Genomic DNA, 23172 nt, shown 5'->3' with positions numbered 1-23172 from the left:
TGATCGCGTCAGCCCTTACTTCTGTTTTTCCAGCTGATGGTATTTGCCACTCGCGTCCCACTGGTAAACCACGTAGTCGGACACTTTAAGGTCGCCTTTCTTGTCCCAGGCTTTCTCACCCATCACGGTTTTCACCGGGTTGGCCTTGAGCCATTCGGCGGCTTTTTCGCCACTGTTGGATTTGGCGCCGTTGAAGGCGGCCGCCAGGGTCTGAACCGACGCGTACGCGTACAGGGTGTAGCCTTCGGGTTCGGTGCCAGCCTTGCGGAACGCATCGACCACGGTCTTGCTGTCTGGCAGCAGACGTGGGTCGGCGCCGAAGGTCATCAGCACGCCGTCAACGTATTGCGGGCCACCGGCGGTGGTCACCAGTTCGTCGGTGACGATGCCGTCATCAGACATGAACTTCACGTCTTTCAGGCCTTCGGTGCGCAGTTGCTTGACCAGCGGCCCGGCTTCCGGGTGCAGGCCGCCGAAGTAGACCACGTCGGCACCGGCCGCACGGATCTTGGTGACCACGGCGCTGAAGTCTTTCTCGCCACGAGTCAGGCCTTCATACAGCACCGGCTTCACGCCACGCTTTTCCAGTTGAGCCTTGGTCGCATCGGCCAGGCCCTGACCGTAGGTGTCCTTGTCGTGCAGCACGGCGACTTTCTTGCCCTTGAGCACATCGACAATGTAATCGCCCGCGACGATGCCTTGCTGGTCATCACGCCCGCACATACGGAACATGGCGCTCAGGCCGCGCTCGGTCACTTGCGGGTTGGTGGAACCCGGGGTGATCGCGATAACGCCGGCTTCGTCGTAGATTTCCGAGGCGGGAATGGTGGAAGAGGAGCAGAAGTGACCGACCACGCCGGCTACCTTCTGGTTGACCAGATCCTTGGCGACTGTCACTGCCTGTTTCGGCTCGCAGGCGTCATCGCCCTTGACCAGTACGATTTTCTCGCCGTTGACGCCACCCGCCGCGTTGACCGCGTCCGCCGCCGCCTGTGCACCCTTCATGTACTGCTCACCAAATGCCGCGTTGGCGCCAGTCATTGGACCCGCTACACCGATTTTCACATCAGCTTGAGCAAACGCAGAAACACCCAACGCAGTAGCCACTGCGAGGGCCAGAAAGCCTTTCTTGTAAAACGTCTGGGACATGAGGTGGTGCTCCAAGGTTTTTTTTAGTTGGCACTGCGACTTCACTTCACTGAATGCTCTGAGCAAGCGCCGTGCCATCGGTTTTTTATTCTTCAAAAAGTCGCTGCTTTCTTGTTATTTCGACTGTTTCGTTCCCATTTTCATTGGGCGTGCAACCGTCTAAACCGCGGAAGGTGAAACCTTTTTAAATCTCAGGCGCAACCCGCTTGCGCCATCATTGCAACCGCGGCACCAAACGACGTGCAACCAGCCTGTAACAGCTCGCGTCACCGAACTGCACACTGCTGGTGCGGGACTGCTACAACCCGCACCATTACAGGCTAGTCGCTACGCCGAAAAGCGCCGTGTTACGCAACATATTTCAACACTCAGATGACGATGCGCAGGCACTGGCCCGCGTGATACAGCGAGAACCCGGCCTCGTACAGGCAACTGCGCAGGCCGACACCGGCCAGGGGCTGCATCGGTGCGAAGGGGATCGGCAAGGCTTGAGGATTTCCGTTACACAGATAGTCGGCGAAGGCTTTGCCGACCACAGTGCCAGTGGTTACGCCACGACCGTTGTAACCGGTGACGGCCACCAGTCCCGGCGCCGGCTCGAACAGCCGCATCAGGTGATCGGGGGTAAAGGCAATGCGCCCGGTCCAGGTGCACTCCCACTCCACCGGTTTCAGGTTGGGGAAGTAATGCTGCTGCACCCGGTCGGCCCAGGCCTTGAGGAACCACGTCGGTTTCTGGTTGCCGTTGCCCAGACTGCCGAGCAACAACCGGCCGTCCTTGTCGCGACGGATACTGCTCAGCACCTGCCGCGTGTCCCACGAGCCCTGCCCGCCGGGGAGAATGTCATGGGCGGCGTCTTCGGTCAGCGGTACTGAGGCGACCTGATAGTAGTAACCGGGGAAAAAGTTGCGCTTGAGTTCGGTCCAGTCGCCCTCGGTGTAGGCGTTGGAGGCGATCACCACTTGCTCGGCGAGTACCGAACCGTGCTCGGTCTGCACTGACCATTGCTGGCCCACGCGCTCGAGACGGGTCACTGGCGAGTGATCGAACATCTGCCCGCCCAGCCCTTTCACCGCGTTGGCCAGTCCGGTGACATAGGCCATCGGGTTGAGCGTGCCGGCGCGGCGGTCGAGCAGCGCGGCAGCGATCTTTTGCGTGCCGGTGGCTTGCTCGCAGGCCTTGCCGGTGAGCAACTCGACGGGCGCCCCGCGACGCTTCCATTGTTGCTCGCGACTGCGCAGATCCGCCTCGCCCTTGGCGTTGTGCGCCATGTGCAGGGTGCCTTCGCGGCGCAACTGGCAATCGATGTGGTATTTATCCACAAGGCTGAACACCAGCGCCGGTGCCGCCCCGAGCATGCGGTTGAGCTGACTGCCGACCGCTTCGCCGAACCCGGCCTCGATCTCGTCCGGCGGGATCCACATGCCGGCGTTGACCAGCCCGACGTTGCGCCCGGAGCCGCCGTGACCTGCGCGATGCGCTTCCAACACGCAGACGCTTTTGCCTTTTTCCAACAGATGCAGCGCCGCCGACAACCCGGTAAACCCGGCGCCGATCACGCAGACATCGACTTTGACCTCGCCCCGCAGCGCGGTGTTATCCGGGCGCTGCGGCGTGAGTTTTTCCCACAGACATTCTTCGCGTAACGGCATTGCCAGACTCCAACAGAAACCTGCCAAACACACTGCTGATCCTGTGGGATAAAGCCCTGTGGCGAGGGGATTTATCCCCGATCGGTTGCATAGCAACCGTAAAACCAGTGCATGCGGTGTATCTGAAACTCCGCGATTGCATGTTTTGGGGCCGCTGCGCAGCCCATCGGGGATAAATCCCCTCTCCACAAAAGCCCGCTCCCAGGATCTGCGTCATTCCAAACTCAGTCGAAGGTAATGCCCTGCGCCAGCGGCAACTCCAGCGAGTAGTTCACGGTATTGGTCTGCCGACGCATGTACGCGCGCCAGGCGTCGGAACCCGACTCACGACCACCACCGGTCTCTTTCTCGCCACCGAATGCGCCGCCGATTTCCGCGCCGCTCGGGCCGATGTTGACGTTGGCGATGCCGCAGTCACTGCCGACTGCCGACATGAACTGCTCGGCCTCGCGCACGTCGGTGGTGAAGATGCACGACGACAGGCCTTGCGGCACCGCGTTGTTCAGGCGTAGCGCTTCCTGGAAGTCGCGGTAGCCGACCACGTAGAGGATCGGGGCGAAGGTTTCGCTGCAGACCACGTCACTCTGCTCCGGCATTTCCACGATGGCCGGCGACACGTAGTAGGCGTTGGGGAACTGTTCTTCGAGCTGACGCTTGCCGCCGAATACCCGCCCGCCCTCGCTCAGTGCCTGCTCCAGCGCGTCCTGCATGTTTTCGAAGCTGTGTTTGTCGATCAGCGGGCCGACCAGATTGCCTTCCAGCGGATGGCCGATGCGCACTTTGGCGTACGCGGCTTTGAGGCGGGTGACGATTTCTTCCTTCACCGACTCATGGGCAATCAAGCGACGCAGGGTGGTGCAACGCTGACCGGCGGTGCCGACCGCACTGAACAGAATGGCGCGTACAGCCATGTCCAGATCGGCGCTCGGACCGAGGATCATCGCGTTGTTGCCGCCCAGTTCAAGAATGCTGCGAGCGAAACGCGCGGCGACTTTCGGCGCCACTTCGCGGCCCATGCGGGTGCTGCCGGTGGCGCTGATCAGCGCCACGCGCGGATCATCCACCAGTGCTTCGCCAGCGTCACGGCCACCGATGATCACCTGGCACAAGTGCGCCGGCGCATCGGTGAAGTTCTTCACCACACGGTCGAACAATGCCTGGCAGGCCAGTGCGGTCAGCGGGGTTTTCTCCGACGGTTTCCACACCACCGGGTTGCCGCAGACCAGCGCCAGCGTGGTGTTCCACGCCCACACCGCGACGGGGAAGTTGAACGCACTGATCACGCCGACCACGCCCAGCGGATGCCAGGTTTCACGCATGTGGTGGCCCGGGCGCTCGGAGGCGATGGTCAAGCCGTACAGTTGACGCGACAGGCCGACGGCGAAGTCGCAGATGTCGATCATCTCCTGCACTTCACCGAGGCCTTCCTGGGTGATCTTGCCCGCTTCCCACGACACCAGTTCGCCGAGGTCAGCCTTGTATTCGCGCAGCACCTCGCCGAACTGACGCACCAGCTCGCCGCGACGCGGGGCCGGCACCTTGCGCCACTGCTCGAACGCATGATCTGCGCGACTGATGTGCTGCTCGACTTCGGCCGGGCCTTCCCAGTTCACGGCGGCGATGCGGCTGCCGTCGATGGGCGAATGCACCGGCACTTTGCCGTTCTGGTACAGGGCCGGGTTCACACCAAGACGATCAAGCAATGCGGCAACCATGGGTCACTCCTCAAGCGAAAAACTGAATATGTGCGGCCGAATGTTCACGACCGGGCAGGCCTTTAGTTGTAGCTTCCCGAAGGCAAGGCAACAAACGACCTTTACGCGAGATATCATTCCGTTTATTCATGCTGCGCATAGAAAGACAAGAAAAAGGACCACCCATGCTGAACAAACGCCACCTGCCGTCGATCACCGCGCTGCAGTGCTTCGAGGCCGTGACCCGGCACCTGAGCTTCACCCGGGCCGCCGAAGAACTGAACCTGACCCAGAGCGCCGTCAGCAAACAGGTCGCGCAGCTTGAGGAATTGTTGCAGCACTTGTTGTTCCGCCGAGTGCGTCGGCGTTTGCAGATGACTCCGGCCGGGGATTTGTACCTGGTGGAAGTCCGAAAAATCCTCACTCAGGTGGAAATGTCCACGCATTACCTGCGTTCCTACGGCGGCGAGACCGAAGTCCTGCGCGTCTCCACACCCTCGACCTTCGGCGCGCGCTGGCTGGTTCCGCGTCTGAAAGGCTGGCGTCTGCGCCACCCGTCGATCCATCTCGACCTGTGCAACGAGCAGGAGGCGGATGATCTGCTGCAGGGGCGCAGCGATCTGGCGTTCTATTTCGGCCAGGGTTCGCGCCCCGGCACCGAATGCCTGAAGCTGTTCGGCGAAGAGCTGGTGCCGGTCTGCGCGCCCGGCAGCCTGCCGGATCAGCCATTCACCGATCCGACGCAACTGACCGATCTGGTGCTGCTGCAAAACGCCTCGCGTCCACAGGCCTGGCACGACTGGTTCGACAGTCAGGGTTACCACACCGAACACAGCTACCACGGGCCGCGTTTCGAAACCTTTTATATGTGCATCCGCGCCGCCCAGGTCGGCTGCGGCGTAGCGCTGCTGCCACGGTTTCTGGTGGAAGAGGAATTGGCCGACGGCAAACTGGTCATTCCCTGGCAGCATGCAATGCCCAGCTCCGACGCCTATTACCTGGCCTACCCGGAACATGCGGCGGAAGTGCCGAAGGTGCGCGATTTTGTGAAGTGGATGCTGGAGCAGATCGATAGCCCCGACGACCACTGATTCTCCTGTAGGTGCTGCCGAAGGCTGCGATCTTTTGATCTTGTTTTTCAGGATCAAAAGATCGCAGCCTTCGGCAGCTCCTACATTAAGCAAAATCCGCTACAGGCCAAAAATTGCTGGCAATCCCCACCGCTGATATGCGCCACTAGCGTCATTGATTGATCCCACGCATTGCGTGGTGCACCTGGAGACCCCGTTTATGAGCGAGAGTGTGTTTGCCGATCGCATCGTGCAGAACCTGCTCGACACCGACTTCTACAAACTGACGATGATGCAGGCGGTGCTGCACAACTACCCCAACGTCGAAGTCGAATGGGAGTTTCGTTGCCGTAACAGCGAGGATCTGCGGCCGTATCTGGCCGAGATTCGCTACCAGATCGAGCGTTTGGCCGAGCTGAGCCTGAGCGCCGACCAGTTGAGTTTTCTCGAGCGCATCACCTTCCTCAAGCCGGATTTCCTGCGCTTTCTCGGACTGTTCCGCTTCAACCTGCGCTACCTCCACACCGGCATCGAGAACGGCGAGTTGTTCATTCGTCTGCGCGGCCCGTGGCTGCATGTGATCCTTTACGAAGTGCCGCTGCTGGCGATCGTCAGCGAAGTGCGCAACCGCTATCGCTACCGCGAAATCGAACTGGTGCAGGCGCGTGAGCAGCTGTATCGCAAGTTCGACTGGCTCAGCGCCAACGCCTCGGCCGACGAACTGGCGCAATTGCAGGTCGCCGATTTCGGCACCCGTCGGCGTTTTTCGTATCGCGTGCAGGAAGAAGTGGTGAATGTGCTCAAGCACGATTTCCCCGGGCGCTTCGTCGGCACCAGCAACGTGCACTTGTCCCGCGAACTGGACATGAAACCGCTGGGCACCATGGCCCATGAATGGATCATGGCCCACCAGCAACTCGGCCCACGCTTGATCGACAGCCAGATCGCCGCGCTCGACTGCTGGGTGCGCGAGTACCGTGGTTTGCTCGGGATTGCGCTCACCGATTGCATCACCACCGACGCCTTCCTCGGCGACTTCGACCTGTTCTTTGCCAAGCTCTTCGATGGTTTGCGCCACGACTCCGGGGATCCGGTGCAGTGGGGCGAAAAATGCATCGCCCACTACCACAAGCTCGGCATCGACCCGATGAGCAAGACTCTGGTGTTCTCCGACAGCCTGACCCTGCCCAAGTCGCTGGAGATCTTCCGCGCGCTGCACGGGCGGATCAACGTCAGCTTTGGCATCGGTACCAACCTGACCTGTGACATTCCGGGTGTCGAACCGATGAGCATCGTGCTTAAAATGACCGCCTGCAACGGCCAGCCGGTGGCGAAGATCTCCGACGAGCCCGGCAAGACTCACTGTAAAGACCCGAATTTCGTCGCCTATTTGCGACATGTGTTCCAGGTTCCTGCCGTTTCCAGCCTATCTAGCAAGGAGTGAATTCATGCAAGCCGTACAGCGTGAGATTGCTGAACAGCTCAAGGTGCAACCGCCATTCGCCGGGCATCAGGCCCTCGAAGCGGAAGTCGCCCGACGCATCACCTTTATCCAGGATTGCCTGGTCAATTCCGGCCTCAAGACCCTGGTGCTGGGCGTCAGCGGCGGCGTCGACTCGCTGACCGCCGGTCTCTTGGCCCAACGCGCCATGCGTGAGCTGCGCGAGCGCACTGGCGACCACGCCTACAAGTTCATTGCCGTGCGCCTGCCGTACGAAACCCAGTTCGATGAACACGACGCCCAGGCGTCGGTGGACTTCATCGCCCCGGACGAGCGCCACACGGTCAACATTGGCCCGGCGGTGAAGTCGCTGGCCAGTGAAGTGGCGGCGTTCGAAGGCAAACACGCGGTGTCGGTGGATTTCGTGCTCGGCAACACCAAGGCGCGGATGCGCATGGTCGCCCAGTACACCATCGCCGGCGCGGCCCACGGGCTGGTGATCGGTACCGACCACGCGGCGGAAGCGGTGATGGGCTTCTTCACCAAGTTCGGCGACGGCGCCTGCGACCTGGCCCCGCTCAGCGGTCTGGTGAAAAACCAGGTCCGGGCGATTGCCCGCAGCTTCGGCGCGCCGGAATCGCTGGTGGAAAAGGTACCGACAGCGGATCTGGAAGACCTGTCGCCGGGCAAACCGGACGAAGCGTCCCACGGCGTGACCTACGCCGAGATCGACGCCTTCCTGCACGGCGAGCCGGTGCGTCAGGAAGCGTTCGACATCATCGTCAATACGTACAATAAGACTCATCACAAGCGTGTGATGCCGTTTGCGCCTTGATCAGCGACCGAATGAAAAAGCCCGCTGAGGAGCGATCCTCGGCGGGCTTTTCTTTGGCCAGTTCACCTGTCGATGCTGATGGCCTCTTCGCGGGCAAGCCCGCTCCCACAGTGTCCCGGTTGTTCACAAAATGTGTGACCGACACAAACCCTGTGGGAGCGAGCCTGCTCGCGAAGAACGATGACGCGGTGGCGTTGATTACTTAACAGTGATCGTGCCTTTCATCATCGAGATGTGGCCCGGGAACGAGCAGAAGAAGCCGTAGTCAGTGCCAGCGGTCAGCTTCGATACGTCGATGGTCAGCGAGTCTTTCTCGCCGGCACCGATGATCTTGGTGTGAGCGATAACGCGCTCGTCGCCGTCTTTCAGGTAGTTCTTGTCGATGCCAGCGGCCAGGCCGTCGGTAGCGATCGGCTGCATGTCAGCGGTTTTGCTGACCACCAGGTTATGGCCCATGACGTTCTTCGGCAGGCTGCCAGAGTGAGTCAATTCGACGGTGAAGGTCTTGCAGCTCTTGTCGATCACGATCGACTGGGTGTTGAAGGACATCTGATCGGTGGAATCAACGGTGGTTTTGCACTCGGCAGCCATCAATTGGCTGCTGGCCAGCGCCAGCAGGGATACCGCAACAACTTTGGAAAACATGGTGAATCTCCAAGGCAGGGTTAACAAAAACACGAATGATGGAAAGACTGCCTGAAATCTTCGCAAGTTCCTATGACTTGAGTCAAAAATTGTATACAACTTTCAGGCTATGACACTCATCGAAACAATCTACCGGCCAGATTTCCCGGCCGGGCCTATGATCGGCGCATCTACTGAAACGGAGTGCCGGTCATGTTCTTTAACGGTCTGTTGTGCAGTTTGCTCGCCGCCTACGCCTGTGGCGCCAGCGGTACCTTTGAATCGCCGGAACGCGAAGTTTAGTCCTTGGATCAAGGCGTGCCAGCCATTACCCTGTGACGGATTGACCCAGGAGGAAGGCATGTCTCTCACATCCGTTTGTGTTTTTTGCGGTGCCAACGCTGGCACTGATCCGGCTTACACCGAAGCCGCCAAGGCCCTTGGCCGCGCGCTGGCCGAGCGTCAGCTGACGCTGGTTTACGGCGGTGGCGCCGTGGGCCTGATGGGCCTGGTGGCGGACGCCGCGCTGGCCGCTGGCGGCGAAGTGATCGGGATCATTCCGCAAAGCCTGATGGACAAGGAGATCGGCCACAAAAGCCTGACCCGTCTCGAAGTGGTCGATGGCATGCACGCGCGCAAGGCGCGCATGGCCGAACTGAGCGATGCATTCATCGCATTGCCCGGCGGCCTCGGCACGCTGGAAGAGCTGTTCGAAGTCTGGACCTGGGGCCAGCTCGGCTACCACGGCAAACCGCTGGGGCTGCTGGAAGTGAACGGTTTTTACAGCAAACTCACGGCTTTTCTCGACCATATCGTCGGCGAAGGCTTCGTTCGCGCGCCACACCGTGACATGCTGCAAGTGAGCGAATCGCCCCAAACCCTGCTCGACGCCCTCGATCAGTGGAAGCCGACCGTCACGCCCAAGTGGGTCGACCAAAAACCCGGCTAACCGCCAGGCACCGATACAGGGCAGAATACGCGCCGCTCAACCTCACCTTCGACCCCAGAGGATCGCCCATGGCCAAACCCAATTACTCCTTCGCCAAACGTCAACGAGACCTGGCAAAGGAGCAGAAGAAAGAGGAAAAGCTTCAGCGCAAGAAACAAATGGCTGAAGAAGCGGCACTGAACCCTGACGGTGAAGTGGCGACTGACCTCGATGATGAAGTTGATGTTGATGCACCGAAAGACCAGGCGCCTGACGCCTGAGCTGATTGCTGACTCGCTCCCAGAGGGAGCGATCTGTGGTGAGGGAGCTTGCTCCCGCTGGGTTGCGCAGCGACCCCAAATTGTTTTGCGACTGCTTCGCAGTCGAGCGGGAGCAAGCTCCCTCGCCACATTGGCTCCCGCCAGTGAAATTCCTTACTCCAATGGCATCACCGTGACCCGCACTTCCGGATCATGCGAACCGCCCCCCAGAATCACCCCGCGCAACGGCGACACATCGGAAAAATCCCGGCCCCACGCCAGGGTGATATGCTCCAGCGCCGGCTGCACGTTGTTGGTCGGATCGAAATCCACCCAGCCCGATACCGGACAGAACACCGACACCCACGCATGCGAAGCATCAGCACCGATCAGCCGTGGCTGGCCCGGCGGCGGCTGGGTCAGCAGATAGCCGCTGATGTAACGCGCTGCCAGCCCTCGCGAGCGCACGCAAGCGAGCATCAGATGCGCGAAGTCCTGACACACGCCACGCCGGCGCTCCAGCACCTCGACCAGCGGCGTCGCCACTTGCGTCGCCTCGGCGTCGAAAGTGAATTCGCTGAAAATCTTCTGCATCAAATCCTGCACGCCCAGCAACAGGGGCTTGCCCGGAGGAAAACAGCTTTCGGAGAATTCGACGAAGCTGCGCTTCAAATGCACGTAGGGTGACTGAAAGCGATAGCGACAAGCCTCCAGCATTTCGGCGGACAACGGCTGGCTGCTGTAGGTCAGCGCGTTGCGCGTCTGCTCCCACGCCGGGGACAGATTGAAGTCCGCCAGCGGTCGCGCCAGCACTTCAACCGTGAGCCGGGCGTTGACCTGCAACTCGTCGTGCGGGCGCTCGAAGGCCAGCCGGGTCAGCGGATTGCCGAACACATCCAGCTCATCGCGCCGCGTGGTCGGCTCCGGGCTGATCAGCAATTGCTGCTCGGTGCAGCGTTGCCATGCGCACTCACGCGGCCACAGGTGCGCCAATTGCTGCGCCAGCGACACCGGACTGTCGTAGTGGTAACAGGTGTCGTGGAGGATCTGGTAAAGGGCGCTCATCAGACGGACACCGTGCGCTGGCTGACATCATCGACATGGGCAAAGTGGCGCAGCGCCAGACGATCGGACACCTGAGCGCTGGCCTCGGCAATCGCTTGCAGCAGATCCGCCAGACCATCGAGCGCCGCACGCACGCTGTTCTCCCCGAACAGCGGGTTCTCCAGACAGCCCAGATCGAACCGCGCCAGACGCTCGACCAATTGCGCCAGCCCGGCCTCGCGAGGCACGCCGAAATCATCGTTCAAGCGTTTTAACGTGCGGGTTACCAGTTTCAACTGGAACAGCACCGCATGCGGGTTCTGCTCATCGAGCAGCAACAGGTCGAGCACCGGAATCAACTGCGCCACCGCCAGGTACCGCGAACGGTAGGTGATACTGCTGTTGCCCAGTTCCAGCAGCCATTCCAGCCCGGCCTGATCGAACGCCCCGGCACCACGCAGAAACGCCGCCAGACTGCTGCTGAGAAATTGCAAACGTTCGATGCGTCGGCCGATCATCAGAAAGCGCCAGCCTTCGTCGCGGGTCATGTCGTCGAGGGCAAACCCGGACAACGCCGCCAGTGACATCACCAGCCGGTTGAGGAAATCCAGCAACTCGCCGAAATCCGGCTCCTCGGTGTCCAGTTCCAGCGCCTCGCGCTGCAACTCGACCAACGCCTGCCAGTTCTCCCGCGAAAGCTTGCCGCGCACCTGCGAGGCCGCCCACTGCAAGCGCTGCAGGTTGGAGCGCAGGCTGAACGACCAGTCCTCGCCGAGCAGCGCCGCCAGCAAGCGCTCCGGCAACTCGCCCTCCTCCGGCAACAACATAAGACGCTCGCCCAGCGCCACCGCTGCCTGCAAGGCTTGCGGATCATCACCATCGACATAACGCGCGAGCATGATCCGCAGCAGTCGCGCACTGTCGTCACAACGCTCGCAGTAACGGCCGAACCAGAACAGGTTCTCCACCACCCGCGAGGGCAGGTACGGATCGCGGCGCACCAGATCGTGTACGCCGACGTTACGCTGGGTTTTCCATTGTTCGCCACTCGGCGCACGCTCGCCCAGCACCCAAGTGTCCTTGCTCGCGCCACCGCGCTGCATCGACACCACTTCGGCATCGGCCTCGGCGGCCACCCGGGTCAGGCCACCGGGCAGCACGCGATAGCCATCGCGACTGGCCACGGCGTACATGCGCATGCCGATGGCTCGCGGTTGCAACTGGCCGTCTTCGGCTTGCCAGATCGGCGCCTGCGACAACTGCGCCAGCTCTTGCGCGACATAAGCGTATGGCCGGGCCTGCATGCGCTCGGCGAGCGCCTGACGCTGTTGTTCACTCAGATCGCGGCCGAATACCGGCGCGAAGCTTTGTGAAGGAAATGCCGGTTTGATCAGCAGCTCCGGCAGTTTTTCCAGCGCCTGCGCCAGCACCGGCGCCTCGCCGCACCACCAGGTGGCGATGGACGGCAGCAGCAGTTCTTCGCCGAACAGGTACTGATTGATCTTCGGCAAAAATCCGAGCAATCCTGGTGACTCCAGCACGCCGCTGCCCAACGCATTGGCCACCAGCACCCGGCCCTGACGCACCGCCTCCAGCAAGCCGGGCACCCCGAGTGCCGAGTCGGTGCGCAGCTCCAGCGGGTCGCAGAAATCATCGTCGAGCCGGCGCATGATCGCGTGCACCCGGCGCAGACCGCTGAGGGTTTTCAGGTACACCGTGGCATCGCGCACGGTGAGGTCGCCGCCCTCCACCAGCGGATAACCGAGCTGGCGTGCCAGGTAAAGGTGTTCGAAATAGCTTTCGTTGAAGCGTCCCGGCGTGAGCAACACCACCAGCGGCGCGTCGTCAGCACATGGCGCCTGACGCGCGAGGGTTTCCTGCAGGGTGCGGAAGAACCCGGCCAGGTGCTGCACCTTCAGATCGCGGTACAACTCGGGAAACGCCCGTGAAACGATGGTGCGGTTTTCCAGCGCATAACCGGCGCCCGACGGCGCCTGGGTACGATCCGCCGTAACCCACCAGCGCCCGTCCGGCGTGCGCGCCAGGTCCACGGCATACAGATGCAGAAACGCCTCTTCCGGTGGCGCGATGCCCTGACAGGGCCAGAGAAAATTGTTGTGGCCGAACACCAGCTCCGCCGGCAACAGCCCTTCGCGGATCAGCCGCTGCGGCCCGTACAGATCCGCCAGTACCGCGTTGAGCAAACGCGCACGCTGGGCAATCCCTGCCGACAGGTGCTGCCATTCATCAGCAGCGATCACATGCGGCAGCAGGTCCAGCTCCCACGGGCGGTCTGCGCCCTTCGGATCGGCGTAGACGTTATAAGTGACCCCGTTTTCCTGAATCTGTCGGGCGAGCAACGCCTGCCGCTGCACGAGTTGCACCGGGGTGCTGCGCTGCAATTGATCGAACAGCCGCCGCCAGTGCGGGCGCACTTCCCCGCTGTCATCCAGCAGTTCGTGATAAGTGCCCGCAGTGCGCGGGTAGCGGTCTAGCAGGTCAGGCATGGAAAGCTCGGCAGACAGCAGGGAACGGTCAGACTAACGCAGGCACATGACGTGCGGATATACGAAAAATCCGCATGTCGTGCAGGACTTAGAAACGTCGTAAATCGAGCGTCATCGGCAACTCGTCGGAGATTGTCAGGTTGGGTATCGGAAGTTTTCCCGGCGTGTGTCCGATACGGAAAAACCGCGCCATGCGCCGGCTCTCCGCCTCGTTGGCGTTGACCGGCAACGTTTCGTAATTGCGCCCGCCCGGGTGCGCCACGTGGTACTGACAGCCCCCCAGCGAACGCTGCATCCAGGTGTCGAGCAGATCGAATACCAGCGGCGCGTGCACCGGGATGGTCGGTTGCAGACAGTTGGCCGGTTGCCAGGCCCGAAAGCGCACACCGGCGACGAACTCGCCGATGCGCCCGGTCGGTTGCAGCGGCACCGGGACGCCGTTGCAGGTCAGCAGATAACGCTGCGGCGGCAGGCCGTTGAGTTTGATCTGCAAACGCTCCAGCGACGAGTCGACATAGCGCACCGTGCCGCCCCCCGTACCTTCCTCGCCCAGCACATGCCAAGGCTCCAGCGCCTGACGCAGCTCCAGTTCGATGCCGTTGACGGCGTAATCGCCGACCTTGGGAAAACGGAATTCCAGGTGCGCGGCGAACCATTCGGCGCGCAGTGGGTAACCGGCATTGTTCAGTTCGACGATGACGTCGGCGAAGTCCTGCTCGATAAAGTGCGGCAGCATGAAACGGTCGTGCAGCTCGGTGCCCCAGCGCGCCAGTTTTGGCGGCGCATACGGCTCGCGCCAGAAGCGTGCGACCAGCGCGCGCAGCAACAACTGCTGGGCCAGGCTCATGCGCGCGTGGGGCGGCATCTCGAACGCGCGCAGCTCCAGCAGGCCCAGACGCCCGGTAGCGCCATCCGGCGAATACAGTTTGTCGATGCAGAACTCGGCGCGGTGAGTGTTGCCGGTGACGTCGATCAGCAGGTTGCGCAGCAGGCGATCCACCAGCCACGGCGCGCACGCTTCGCCCGGTTCAGGCATCTGCGCGAAGGCGATTTCCAGTTCGTACAAGGCGTCATTGCGGGCCTCATCAACACGCGGCGCTTGCGAAGTCGGGCCGATGAACAACCCGGAAAACAGGTAGGACAGCGACGGGTGGTTGTGCCAGTAGCTGATCAGACTGCGCAGCAGATCCGGGCGGCGCAGGAATGGCGAGTCGGCGGGCGTCGCGCCACCGAGGACGAAATGGTTGCCGCCGCCGGTGCCGGTATGGCGCCCGTCGATCATGAATTTTTCGGTGGTCAGGCGGGTTTGCCGCGCCTGTTCATAGAGGAACTCGGTGCGTTCGACCAGTTCGTCCCACGTCGCGGACGGCTGCACGTTGACCTCGATCACCCCCGGATCCGGGGTGATACGGAAGTTGCTCAGGCGCGGGTCACTGGGCGGCTCGTAACCTTCCAGCAGCACCGGGCAATGCAGCTCTTCGGCGGTAGCCTCGATGGCCGCCACCAGCTCCAGATAATCCTCGAGCCGCTCCAGTGGCGGCATGAACAGATACAGGCGCCCTTCGCGCGCCTCGGCGCAGAACGCGGTGCGGGTCAGCCAGTCGGCGGACTCGTCGATTGTCGGCGCACGTTCGTCGGCCGTGGCGGGTTCGGCATGACTGTTGAGCCGAGTGGTGTCCGGCAGCTCGGGGAAGTCCTGATTCGGATCGTTGGGATGAATGAACGGATACTCGGCGGCCTTCACCCACGGCTGCGAACCGAGCGGCAGACGGTAACCCAGCGGCGAGTCCCCCGGTACCAATCGGCAATGCTCGTCGCGCAGATACCAGCGCCCGCTCTGCCATTGATCACCCTTGGCGGTGCGCGCCAGCGGCAGCACCTGGCCGATCACTTTATCCAGGCCCTGAGCGAAGACCTTGCGCAGGCGTGCACGCTCCAGCGGTTCTTCAAGACGCGAATCTTCAGCGCTGACGTTGCTCGGCAATGCGCCTTCGCGCCAGAGGTAATAGAAATTGTCCTCGTAGGCCGGAAACACGAAACGTGCAGGCAGTTTCAAGCGTTCGGCAACACTCGCGAGAAAGCGTCCCGCCAGTTCGCCATCGGCGCCGTAGTCCTGCTGTTCATCGGCGATCAGCGCGCTGTTGTGCCAGATCGGCACGCCGTCACGGCGCCAATAACAATTGAGCGACCAGCGCGGCAATTGCTCGCCCGGGTACCACTTGCCCTGACCGAAATGCACCAGACCTTTCGGCGCATAGTGCTGGCGCATGCGCTGGAACAATTCGGCGGAGAGGCGACGCTTATCCGGGCCCAACGCTGCAGTGTTCCATTCGGCGCCGTCCGGGTCGTCGATGGAAACGAAGGTCGGCTCGCCGCCCATGGTCAGGCGCACATCGCCTTCCAGCAGGTCGGCATCAATCTGCCGCCCCAGCGCCTGAATCGCCAGCCACTGCTCATCGGTGTAGGGCTTGGTCACCCGTGGCGCTTCCCAGATCCGCTCGACCGACATTTCGTGGCTGAACTGGCATTCGCACGGCTCGACCAGACCACTGATCGGCGCAGCAGAGGAAGGATCGGGACTGCAGGCCAGCGGGATATGCCCTTCACCGGCGAACAGCCCGGACGTGGCATCCAGACCGATCCAGCCAGCGCCCGGCAGGTAAACCTCGCACCACGCGTGCAGGTCGGTGAAATCGACATCGGTGCCGGACGGGCCGTCGAGGCTTTTCACGTCGGCGGTCAGTTGAATCAGGTAGCCGGAGACAAACCGCGCGGCCAGCCCGAGGTTGCGCAGCAACTGCACCAGCAGCCACGCTGAGTCGCGGCAGGAGCCGGACGCCTGTTCGAGGGTGTGTTCCGGGGTTTGCACGCCCGGTTCCATGCGGATCAGGTAGCGAATGTCTTCGCTGAGACGCTGGTTGAGCATCACCAGGAAATCCACCGCCGGCAGCGGCGTGCGATCAATGCTATCCAGATAGGCTTTGAAGGCTGGGGTCAGCGGCAGGGTTTCGAGGTACGGCGCCAATTCCTTGCGCTCATCTGCGGCGTAACTGAAGGGGATTTTCTCGGCATAGGGTTCGAGGAAGAAGTCGAACGGATTGAACACCGCCATCTCGGCCAGCAGATCGACCTCGATGCGCAATTCGTTGGTTTTCTCGGGGAACACCAGACGCGCGAGGTAATTGCCCTGAGGATCCTGCTGCCAGTTGATGAAGTGCTGCTCGGGCGAGACCTTCAGCGCATACGACAAGATCCGCGTGCGGCTGTGGGCGGCCGGACGCAGGCGTACGATCTGCGGGCCGAGTTCGACAGCGCGGTCGTAGCGGTAATGCGTGACGTGATGCAATGCGACATGAATCGACACGGCGTGCCTCCTGCGAGCCTAAGCGTATTCGAAAGCGCGCAAGACTTATGCCATGCAGAGGCTTGGGCGCTTTCCCGGAATGCTCAAGGCAGTACAGCACCAAAATCGGGCGATGCGGGGAAATGGATTGAGGAAGTTGCGCCTAAATGTGGCGAAGATCAAAAGATCGCAGCCTTCGGCAGCTCCTACAGGGAAACGCACGAACCTCTGTAGGAGCTGCCGCAGGCTGCGATCTTTTGATCTTAAAAAAAAACGCCAACCCGAAGGTTGGCGTTTTTTGGTTTAGCGCGGAACGACGGGCTTGCGTGCCGGTTTCGGCCCCTTGCCCTTGGCCGCTTCCTTGCGCTCCTTGGCCGCCTGCTGGTTGCGGGCAAACGCCGCAGCCTTGGCTTGTTCACGCTTGTCCCAAGGGTTGCCACCGTCACTGGCACGCGGCGGCAGGCCGGTGTGCTGGGTGAGAATCTTGGTGGTCTTCTCTTTCGCGACCTTGTGACTGCCAGCCGGCGTCGAGTTCTTGCGACGGGCGCTCTGGTAGCTGTCGGTGGCCGGCTGATGCAGCGGGATCAACTGGTTCTTGCCCGGCCCGATCAGGTCGGCGCGGCCCATGCGGGTCAGCGCTTCGCGCAGCATCGGCCAGCCTTTCGGGTCGTGATAACGCAAGAACGCCTTGTGCAGACGACGCTGCTCCTCGCTCTTGACGATAGTCACACCGTCGCTCTTGTAGGTGACCTTGCGCAGCGGGTTCTTGCCCGAGTGGTACATCGCGGTGGCGGTGGCCATCGGCGACGGATAGAACGCCTGCACCTGGTCGGCACGGAACCCGTTGCTCTTGAGCCACAGCGCCAGGTTCATCATGTCTTCATCGGTGGTGCCCGGGTGCGCAGCGATGAAGTACGGGATCAGGTACTGCTCTTTACCGGCTTCCTTGGTGTACTTCTCGAACATGCGCTTGAAGCGGTCGTAAGTACCGATCCCCGGTTTCATCATCTGGTTGAGCGGACCTTCCTCGGTGTGTTCCGGGGCGATCTTCAGGTAACCACCAACGTGGTGGGTCACCAGCTCTTTGACGTACTCCGGCGACTCGACCGCGAGGTCGTAACGCAGGCCGGAGGCGATCAGGATCTTCTTCACACCCGGCAAGGCGCGGGCGCTGCGGTACAGCTGAATCAGCGACGAGTGGTCGGTATTCAGGTTCGGGCAGATGCCGGGGAACACGCAGGACGGCTTGCGGCACGCGGATTCGATTTCCGGGCTCTTGCAGGCGATGCGGTACATGTTCGCGGTCGGGCCGCCAAGGTCGGAGATCACGCCGGTGAAGCCAGGAACCTTGTCGCGGATCTCTTCGATTTCGCGAATGATCGACTCTTCGGAACGGTTCTGGATGATCCGGCCTTCGTGCTCGGTGATCGAGCAGAACGTGCAGCCGCCAAAGCAGCCACGCATGATGTTCACCGAGAAACGGATCATGTCGTAGGCCGGGATCTTTTCCTTGCCGTACGCCGGGTGCGGAACCCGTGCGTAAGGCATGCCGAACACGTAGTCCATTTCTTCAGTTGTCATCGGAATCGGCGGCGGGTTGAACCAGACGTCGATCTCGCCATGCTTCTGCACCAGCGCGCGGGCGTTGCCCGGATTGGTTTCCAGGTGCAGCACGCGGTTGGCGTGGGCGTACAGGACCGGGTCGTTACGCACCTTTTCCATCGACGGCAGGCGGATCACGGTCTTGTCGCGGGTCATCTTCGGGCTGGCCAGAATCTGTACGACCTTGGCTTCCTCGGGATCGTCCACCGGGCCTTTTTCTTGCTCGATGGCGCAGGCCTGGGTGTCCTGGGTGTTCACGTACGGGTTGATGATCTTGTCGATCTTGCCCGGACGGTCGATGCGCGTGGAGTCGACTTCGTACCAGCCTTGCGGCGTATCACGGCGGATGAATGCGGTGCCGCGCACGTCGGTGATGTCTTCGATCTTGTGCCCGTAGGACAGGCGCTGGGCCACTTCGACAATGGCCCGCTCGGCGTTGCCGTACAGCAGAATGTCAGCGCTGGCGTCGATCAGGATCGAGTTGCGCACGCGATCCTGCCAATAGTCGTAGTGGGCGATGCGACGCAGGGACGCCTCGATGCCGCCGAGAACGATCGGCACATGCTTGTACGCCTCTTTGCAACGCTGGCTGTAGACCAGGCTCGCGCGGTCCGGACGTTTGCCCGCCATGCCACCCGGCGTGTAGGCGTCGTCGGAACGGATTTTCTTGTCCGCGGTGTAACGGTTGATCATCGAGTCCATGTTGCCGGCCGCGACGCCGAAGAACAGGTTCGGCTCGCCGAGCTTCATGAAATCGTCTTTGGACTGCCAGTTCGGCTGGGCGATGATCCCGACGCGGAAGCCCTGGGACTCCAGCAGCCGGCCGATAATCGCCATGCCGAACGACGGGTGATCGACGTAGGCATCACCGGTGACGATGATGATGTCGCAGGAATCCCAGCCAAGCTGATCCATCTCCTCCCTGCTCATCGGCAGGAATGGCGCTGGCCCGAAACATTCGGCCCAGTACTTTGGATAGTCAAATAACGGCTTGGCTGCTTGCATGTCGATAACCGGTGTTGGCTTTCATTGAATTTCGCGGGCGCGGAATATAGCACAAATTTTGACCAATTCCGACGGCTATGGTCGGAAATTGTGCTTTACCTGTGGCGAGGGAGCTTGCTCCCGCCGGGTTGCGAAGCAGCCCCTAGAATTCGACTGCTGCGCAGCCGATCGGGAGCAAGCTCCCTCGCCACAAGTGCTCGACGTTACTCGTCGTCGTCGAAGTTGTAACTGCCCGGCGCGAGGTTTTCGAAGCGGGTGTACTTACCGATAAACGCCAGGCGAATAAAGCCGATCGGGCCGTTCCGCTGCTTGCCGATGATGATTTCGGCGATGCCCTTGTGCTCGGTTTCCGGGTGATACACCTCGTCCCGGTACACGAACATGATGACGTCGGCGTCCTGCTCGATCGCTCCGGATTCCCGCAAGTCGGAGTTCACCGGACGCTTGTTGGGACGTTGTTCCAGGGAGCGGTTGAGCTGCGACAGCGCCACCACCGGGCAGTTGAATTCCTTGGCCAGGGCTTTCAGGGATCGCGAGATCTCGGAAATCTCGTTGGTCCGGTTGTCGCCACTGGAGCCGGGAATCTGCATCAGTTGCAGGTAGTCGATCATGATCAGACCGATATCGCCATGTTCGCGAACCAGGCGCCGGGTTCGCGCACGCATTTCCGACGGGCTGATGCCGGCGGTATCGTCGATGAACAGCTTGCGGTCGTTGAGCAGATTGACCGCCGAGGTCAGGCGCGGCCAGTCGTCGTCTTCCAGCTGGCCGGAACGCACCTTGGTCTGATCGATACGCCCCAGGGACGAAAGCATACGCATGATCAGCGATTCGCCTGGCATCTCGAGGGAGTACACCAGCACCGCCTTGTCGCTGCGCAGTACGGCGTTTTCCACCAGGTTCATGGCGAAGGTGGTCTTACCCATCGACGGACGGCCGGCGACGATGATCAGGTCGGCCGGTTGCAGGCCGCTGGTCTTCTCGTCAAGGTCGGTATAACCGGTGGATAGACCGGTGATCGAGTCGGCGGTGTTGAACAGGGTGTCGATGCGATCGATGGCCTTGGTCAACAGTTCGTTGACGCCCACCGGCCCGCCGGTCTTGGGGCGCGCCTCGGCGATCTGGAAGATCTGCCGTTCGGCCTCATCGAGGATCTCTTCGGCGGTACGACCTTCCGGGTTGAACGCGGCATCGGCAATTTCGGTGCTGATGCCGATCAACTGACGCAACGTCGCCCGCTGGCGAACGATCTGCGCATAGGCCTTGATGTTGGCGACGGACGGCGTGTTTTTCGCCAGCTCGCCGAGGTAACCGAGGCCGCCGACCTGAGACGTCTGACCTTCCTTGTCCAGTTGCTCGGCAAGGGTCACGACGTCGATCGGCATGTTCTGATCGGCCAGTTTGGCGATCGCACGGAAGATCAGGCGGTGGTCATGCCGGTAGAAATCGCCGTCGGAGACTTGATCGAGCACGCGTTCCCAGGCGTTGTTGTCCAGCATCAGACCACCGAGTACAGCCTGTTCGGCCTCGATGGAATGCGGCGGCACTTTCAGCGCGGCGGTTTGCAGATCGTATTGCTCGGGAGCGGTGATTTCGTTCATGGCCACTTGGAGTCAGGGTTGAAAACGGGAGTACCAGAAAGACAAAGGGCACGACCTGTAAACAGGATCGTGCCCGATGTTACCGGCTAGCACCCGAGGGTGCCAGCCGACAAGTATTGCTTAAGCTGCTACCACGACAACGCGTACGGTGGCTTCAACTTCGGCGTGCAGGTGCACAGCCACGTCGAATTCACCCACGTTGCGGATGGTGCCGTTCGGCAGACGAACTTCGCTTTTCGCAACTTCAACGCCGGAGGCGGTCAGTGCGTCAGCGATGTCGTGAGTACCGATCGAACCGAACAGCTTGCCTTCGTCGCCAGCGGTGGCAGTGATGGTCACTTCCAGCTCGGCCAGTTGGGCAGCACGGCTTTCAGCCGATGCTTTACGGTCTGCGGCGGCTTTTTCCAGCTCAGCGCGACGCTCTTCGAACGCAGCCAGGTTGGCAGCGGTCGCAGCGGTAGCTTTGCCGAAAGGCAGCAGGTAGTTACGGCCGTAACCGGCCTTAACGTTTACTTTGTCGCCCAGGTTGCCCAGGTTGGCGATTTTTTCCAGAAGGATCAGTTGCATGTGGAAATCCTCTTAACTTTTAACCTTCACCGTTCGCGTTATCGGTGCCTTTCGACACGTGACGACCGCGAAAATCAATCAGGCTGTCGACAATGGCCAGAACCACGAGCAACGGATAGAGCAGCTGCATGAACAACAGCAGCGTGACGTACAACCCCACCAGCCAGAAACCGGCCAGTCGCTTCTGCCCGACCAGCCCGTGAATCAGGGCCAGTCCGGCGAACACCAGCGGTACACTGCACAACGGCGTCAACATGGCCATCTGTGCACCGAGATTCGGGCCCAGAAGCATCAACGCCAGCAGCAACATCGCCGGCCCCAGCGGGATCCGGATGGCGCGAAACTCGCGACCAAAACCACCCGGGTTGTACAACAACGCCTGCCAATGACGCCCGATAATCAGGCTCAGCACGCTGACGATCTGCAACAAGGCCGCAATCAGTCCGGTCAGGACCGGTGCAATCAGGGACGCGAAACGCGCTTGCTCATCGACCGACAATTGCTTGTAGGTTTCACCAAGAAGCGCCGGCATGACCTTTATCAAGGCCTGCGCGAGCATCTCGATCTGGGCCGCAAACGCTGCCCCGAGCACCACAGAAAACACCACTCCCATCACTACGCTGACCAGCAGCGTGCGGACCCAGGATTCGCTTGCGCGCAACACCAACGCAAGCCCCGAAGACCCCAGCAGCACCAGAAGTGCCCGCGGATCATCGGCATACAGCCACCAGATCAATGCCGGCAGCAGCCCCAGGGACAGGACGCCAATGGCGTCCGTCAGTCCGCGCCGCAGAAGCACCAGGCTCCCGGCGGCAGCACCCAACCAATACAACAACGGCAATGTTGCACACCCGGCCACTACGAGAGTGGCCTGCATACGGCCGCGCATGATGAACTCAGCTAAGGCACGCATGCATTCAATCCTTTGCTACTTGTCGACTGCCCGGTCTCAGCGGCCGTGGCTGTCGGTGTAGGCCAGCAGGGCCAGGAAGCGGGCGCGCTTGATAGCGGTGGCCAGCTGACGCTGATAACGAGCTTTGGTACCGGTGATACGGCTTGGAACGATTTTGCCGGTCTCGGATACGTAGGCTTTCAGAGTGTTGAGATCTTTGTAATCGATCTCTTTCACGTCTTCAGCGGTGAAGCGGCAGAATTTACGACGACGGAAGAAACGTGCCATTTGATAGGCTCCTTAAAAGGTCCGTGGATTACTCGTCAGCGTTATCGCTGTTGTCGCTGTCATCACCCTCAACGCCATCAGCGTCGGAGTGCTCAGGACGGTCGCGACGCTCACGGCGCTCACTGCGGTTTTCTTCAGCCTTGAGCATCTCGGACTGGCCGGTAACGGCTTCGTCGCGACGGATGACCAGGTTACGGATCACAGCATCGTTGTAGCGGAAGTTGTCTTCCAGCTCGGCCAGGGCCTTGCCAGTGCACTCAACGTTCAGCATCACGTAGTGAGCCTTGTGAACATTGTTGATTGCGTAGGCCAGTTGACGACGGCCCCAGTCTTCCAGACGGTGGATTTTGCCGCCGTCTTCTTCGATCAGCTTGGTGTAACGCTCAACCATGCCGCCGACTTGCTCGCTCTGGTCAGGATGGACCAGAAAGATGATTTCGTAATGACGCATGAATGCTCCTTACGGGTTGTAGCCTGCCGCTCAAAAACGGTCAGACAAGGAGTGAATGACACTTATGGACTTGCTGGCGCGGGGCACATGCGTGCCTGCCGTCACAGCAAGGGGCGCAATTGTAGAGAAGGGACTGCAGAGGTGCAAGGCAATTGGTGATTATTTGAACAATCACCGATCTTCGACCTGAAACAAAACACTGTGGGAGCGAGCCCGCTC

At 61.3% G+C, this 23172-nt stretch carries 18 protein-coding genes; 5 read left to right on the top strand and 13 right to left on the bottom strand.

The genetic code is table 11. From position 1 onward, the window contains the following. Window positions 1-15 precede the first annotated feature (15 nt). The 3 genes from ACYZUM_RS29830 to amaB all read right to left on the bottom strand — a co-directional run bounded on the left by ACYZUM_RS29830 (window position 16) and on the right by amaB (window position 4516). A complete protein-coding gene (locus tag ACYZUM_RS29830; protein WP_041065631.1) occupies window positions 16-1149 on the bottom strand; it encodes an ABC transporter substrate-binding protein in 1134 nt (377 codons plus the stop codon). Window positions 1150-1517: 368 nt separating this feature from the next. Then, on the bottom strand, window positions 1518-2801 hold the full coding sequence (amaA, locus tag ACYZUM_RS29825; protein ID WP_108181524.1) for an L-pipecolate oxidase: 1284 nt from the start codon (window positions 2799-2801) through the stop codon (window positions 1518-1520). A 224-nt stretch (window positions 2802-3025) separates the two neighbouring features. Next, window positions 3026-4516: an L-piperidine-6-carboxylate dehydrogenase gene (amaB, locus tag ACYZUM_RS29820; RefSeq protein WP_108181523.1), complete on the bottom strand. Its 1491-nt coding sequence runs from the start codon at window positions 4514-4516 to the stop codon at window positions 3026-3028. Between the two features lie 164 nt (window positions 4517-4680). Between amaB and ACYZUM_RS29815 the strand changes: the two genes are divergently transcribed. From ACYZUM_RS29815 to nadE, 3 genes are all read left to right on the top strand, one after another. Next, entirely contained in the window at window positions 4681-5586 is a 906-nt protein-coding gene (locus tag ACYZUM_RS29815) for a LysR family transcriptional regulator (RefSeq protein WP_041065642.1), read from the top strand. A gap of 199 nt (window positions 5587-5785) precedes the next feature. Further along, window positions 5786-7009 carry a nicotinate phosphoribosyltransferase gene (gene pncB / locus ACYZUM_RS29810; protein ID WP_041065644.1) on the top strand — a complete coding sequence of 408 codons (1224 nt, stop codon included), beginning with the start codon at window positions 5786-5788 and terminating at the stop codon, window positions 7007-7009. Window positions 7010-7013: 4 nt separating this feature from the next. Continuing rightward, complete coding sequence (nadE, locus tag ACYZUM_RS29805; RefSeq protein ID WP_108181522.1) at window positions 7014-7841, top strand: ammonia-dependent NAD(+) synthetase; 828 nt, start codon at window positions 7014-7016, stop codon at window positions 7839-7841. 198 nt (window positions 7842-8039) lie between these two features. Here nadE and azu read toward each other — a convergent pair whose 3' ends face one another. Further along, on the bottom strand, window positions 8040-8486 hold the full coding sequence (gene azu / locus ACYZUM_RS29800) for an azurin (protein WP_108181521.1): 447 nt from the start codon (window positions 8484-8486) through the stop codon (window positions 8040-8042). 340 nt (window positions 8487-8826) lie between these two features. Here azu and ACYZUM_RS29795 point away from each other — a divergent pair, with 340 nt between their 5' ends. After that, window positions 8827-9414 (top strand): LOG family protein, encoded by a 588-nt coding sequence (locus tag ACYZUM_RS29795; RefSeq protein WP_041065653.1) that lies wholly within the window; start codon window positions 8827-8829, stop codon window positions 9412-9414. A gap of 68 nt (window positions 9415-9482) precedes the next feature. Then, window positions 9483-9674: a hypothetical protein gene (locus ACYZUM_RS29790; RefSeq protein WP_041065655.1), complete on the top strand. Its 192-nt coding sequence runs from the start codon at window positions 9483-9485 to the stop codon at window positions 9672-9674. 153 nt (window positions 9675-9827) lie between these two features. Here ACYZUM_RS29790 and ACYZUM_RS29785 read toward each other — a convergent pair whose 3' ends face one another. The 9 genes from ACYZUM_RS29785 to rpsF all read right to left on the bottom strand — a co-directional run bounded on the left by ACYZUM_RS29785 (window position 9828) and on the right by rpsF (window position 22953). Then, the gene (locus ACYZUM_RS29785) at window positions 9828-10718 is read right to left on the bottom strand and encodes a transglutaminase family protein (RefSeq protein WP_108181520.1); all 891 of its coding nucleotides are present in this window, start codon (window positions 10716-10718) and stop codon (window positions 9828-9830) included. Then, window positions 10718-13204 carry a circularly permuted type 2 ATP-grasp protein gene (locus ACYZUM_RS29780; RefSeq protein WP_108181519.1) on the bottom strand — a complete coding sequence of 829 codons (2487 nt, stop codon included), beginning with the start codon at window positions 13202-13204 and terminating at the stop codon, window positions 10718-10720. Before ACYZUM_RS29780 ends, ACYZUM_RS29785 begins: the two co-directional genes overlap by 1 nt. Before the next feature lie 88 nt (window positions 13205-13292). Continuing rightward, entirely contained in the window at window positions 13293-16568 is a 3276-nt protein-coding gene (locus ACYZUM_RS29775) for a transglutaminase family protein (RefSeq protein WP_108181518.1), read from the bottom strand. 282 nt (window positions 16569-16850) lie between these two features. Next, on the bottom strand, window positions 16851-19154 hold the full coding sequence (locus ACYZUM_RS29770) for a YgiQ family radical SAM protein (RefSeq protein ID WP_108181517.1): 2304 nt from the start codon (window positions 19152-19154) through the stop codon (window positions 16851-16853). Window positions 19155-19357: 203 nt separating this feature from the next. After that, window positions 19358-20755, bottom strand: a complete 1398-nt coding sequence (gene dnaB / locus ACYZUM_RS29765) for a replicative DNA helicase (RefSeq protein ID WP_041065665.1) — start codon at window positions 20753-20755, stop codon at window positions 19358-19360. Between the two features lie 120 nt (window positions 20756-20875). Then, entirely contained in the window at window positions 20876-21322 is a 447-nt protein-coding gene (gene rplI / locus ACYZUM_RS29760) for a 50S ribosomal protein L9 (RefSeq protein WP_003186385.1), read from the bottom strand. A gap of 19 nt (window positions 21323-21341) precedes the next feature. Continuing rightward, window positions 21342-22235, bottom strand: a complete 894-nt coding sequence (locus ACYZUM_RS29755) for a hypothetical protein (RefSeq protein WP_108181516.1) — start codon at window positions 22233-22235, stop codon at window positions 21342-21344. Between the two features lie 36 nt (window positions 22236-22271). Beyond that, entirely contained in the window at window positions 22272-22502 is a 231-nt protein-coding gene (gene rpsR, locus ACYZUM_RS29750; protein WP_002551829.1) for a 30S ribosomal protein S18, read from the bottom strand. Window positions 22503-22530: 28 nt separating this feature from the next. Continuing rightward, window positions 22531-22953: a 30S ribosomal protein S6 gene (gene rpsF, locus ACYZUM_RS29745; protein WP_003221133.1), complete on the bottom strand. Its 423-nt coding sequence runs from the start codon at window positions 22951-22953 to the stop codon at window positions 22531-22533. Between the last annotated feature and the right edge of the window lie 219 nt (window positions 22954-23172).

The organism is Pseudomonas sp. m6p, assembly GCF_055760375.1.
Note: the sequence above shows the minus strand (reverse complement) of the source record. Positions and strands in the feature narration are given on the sequence as shown.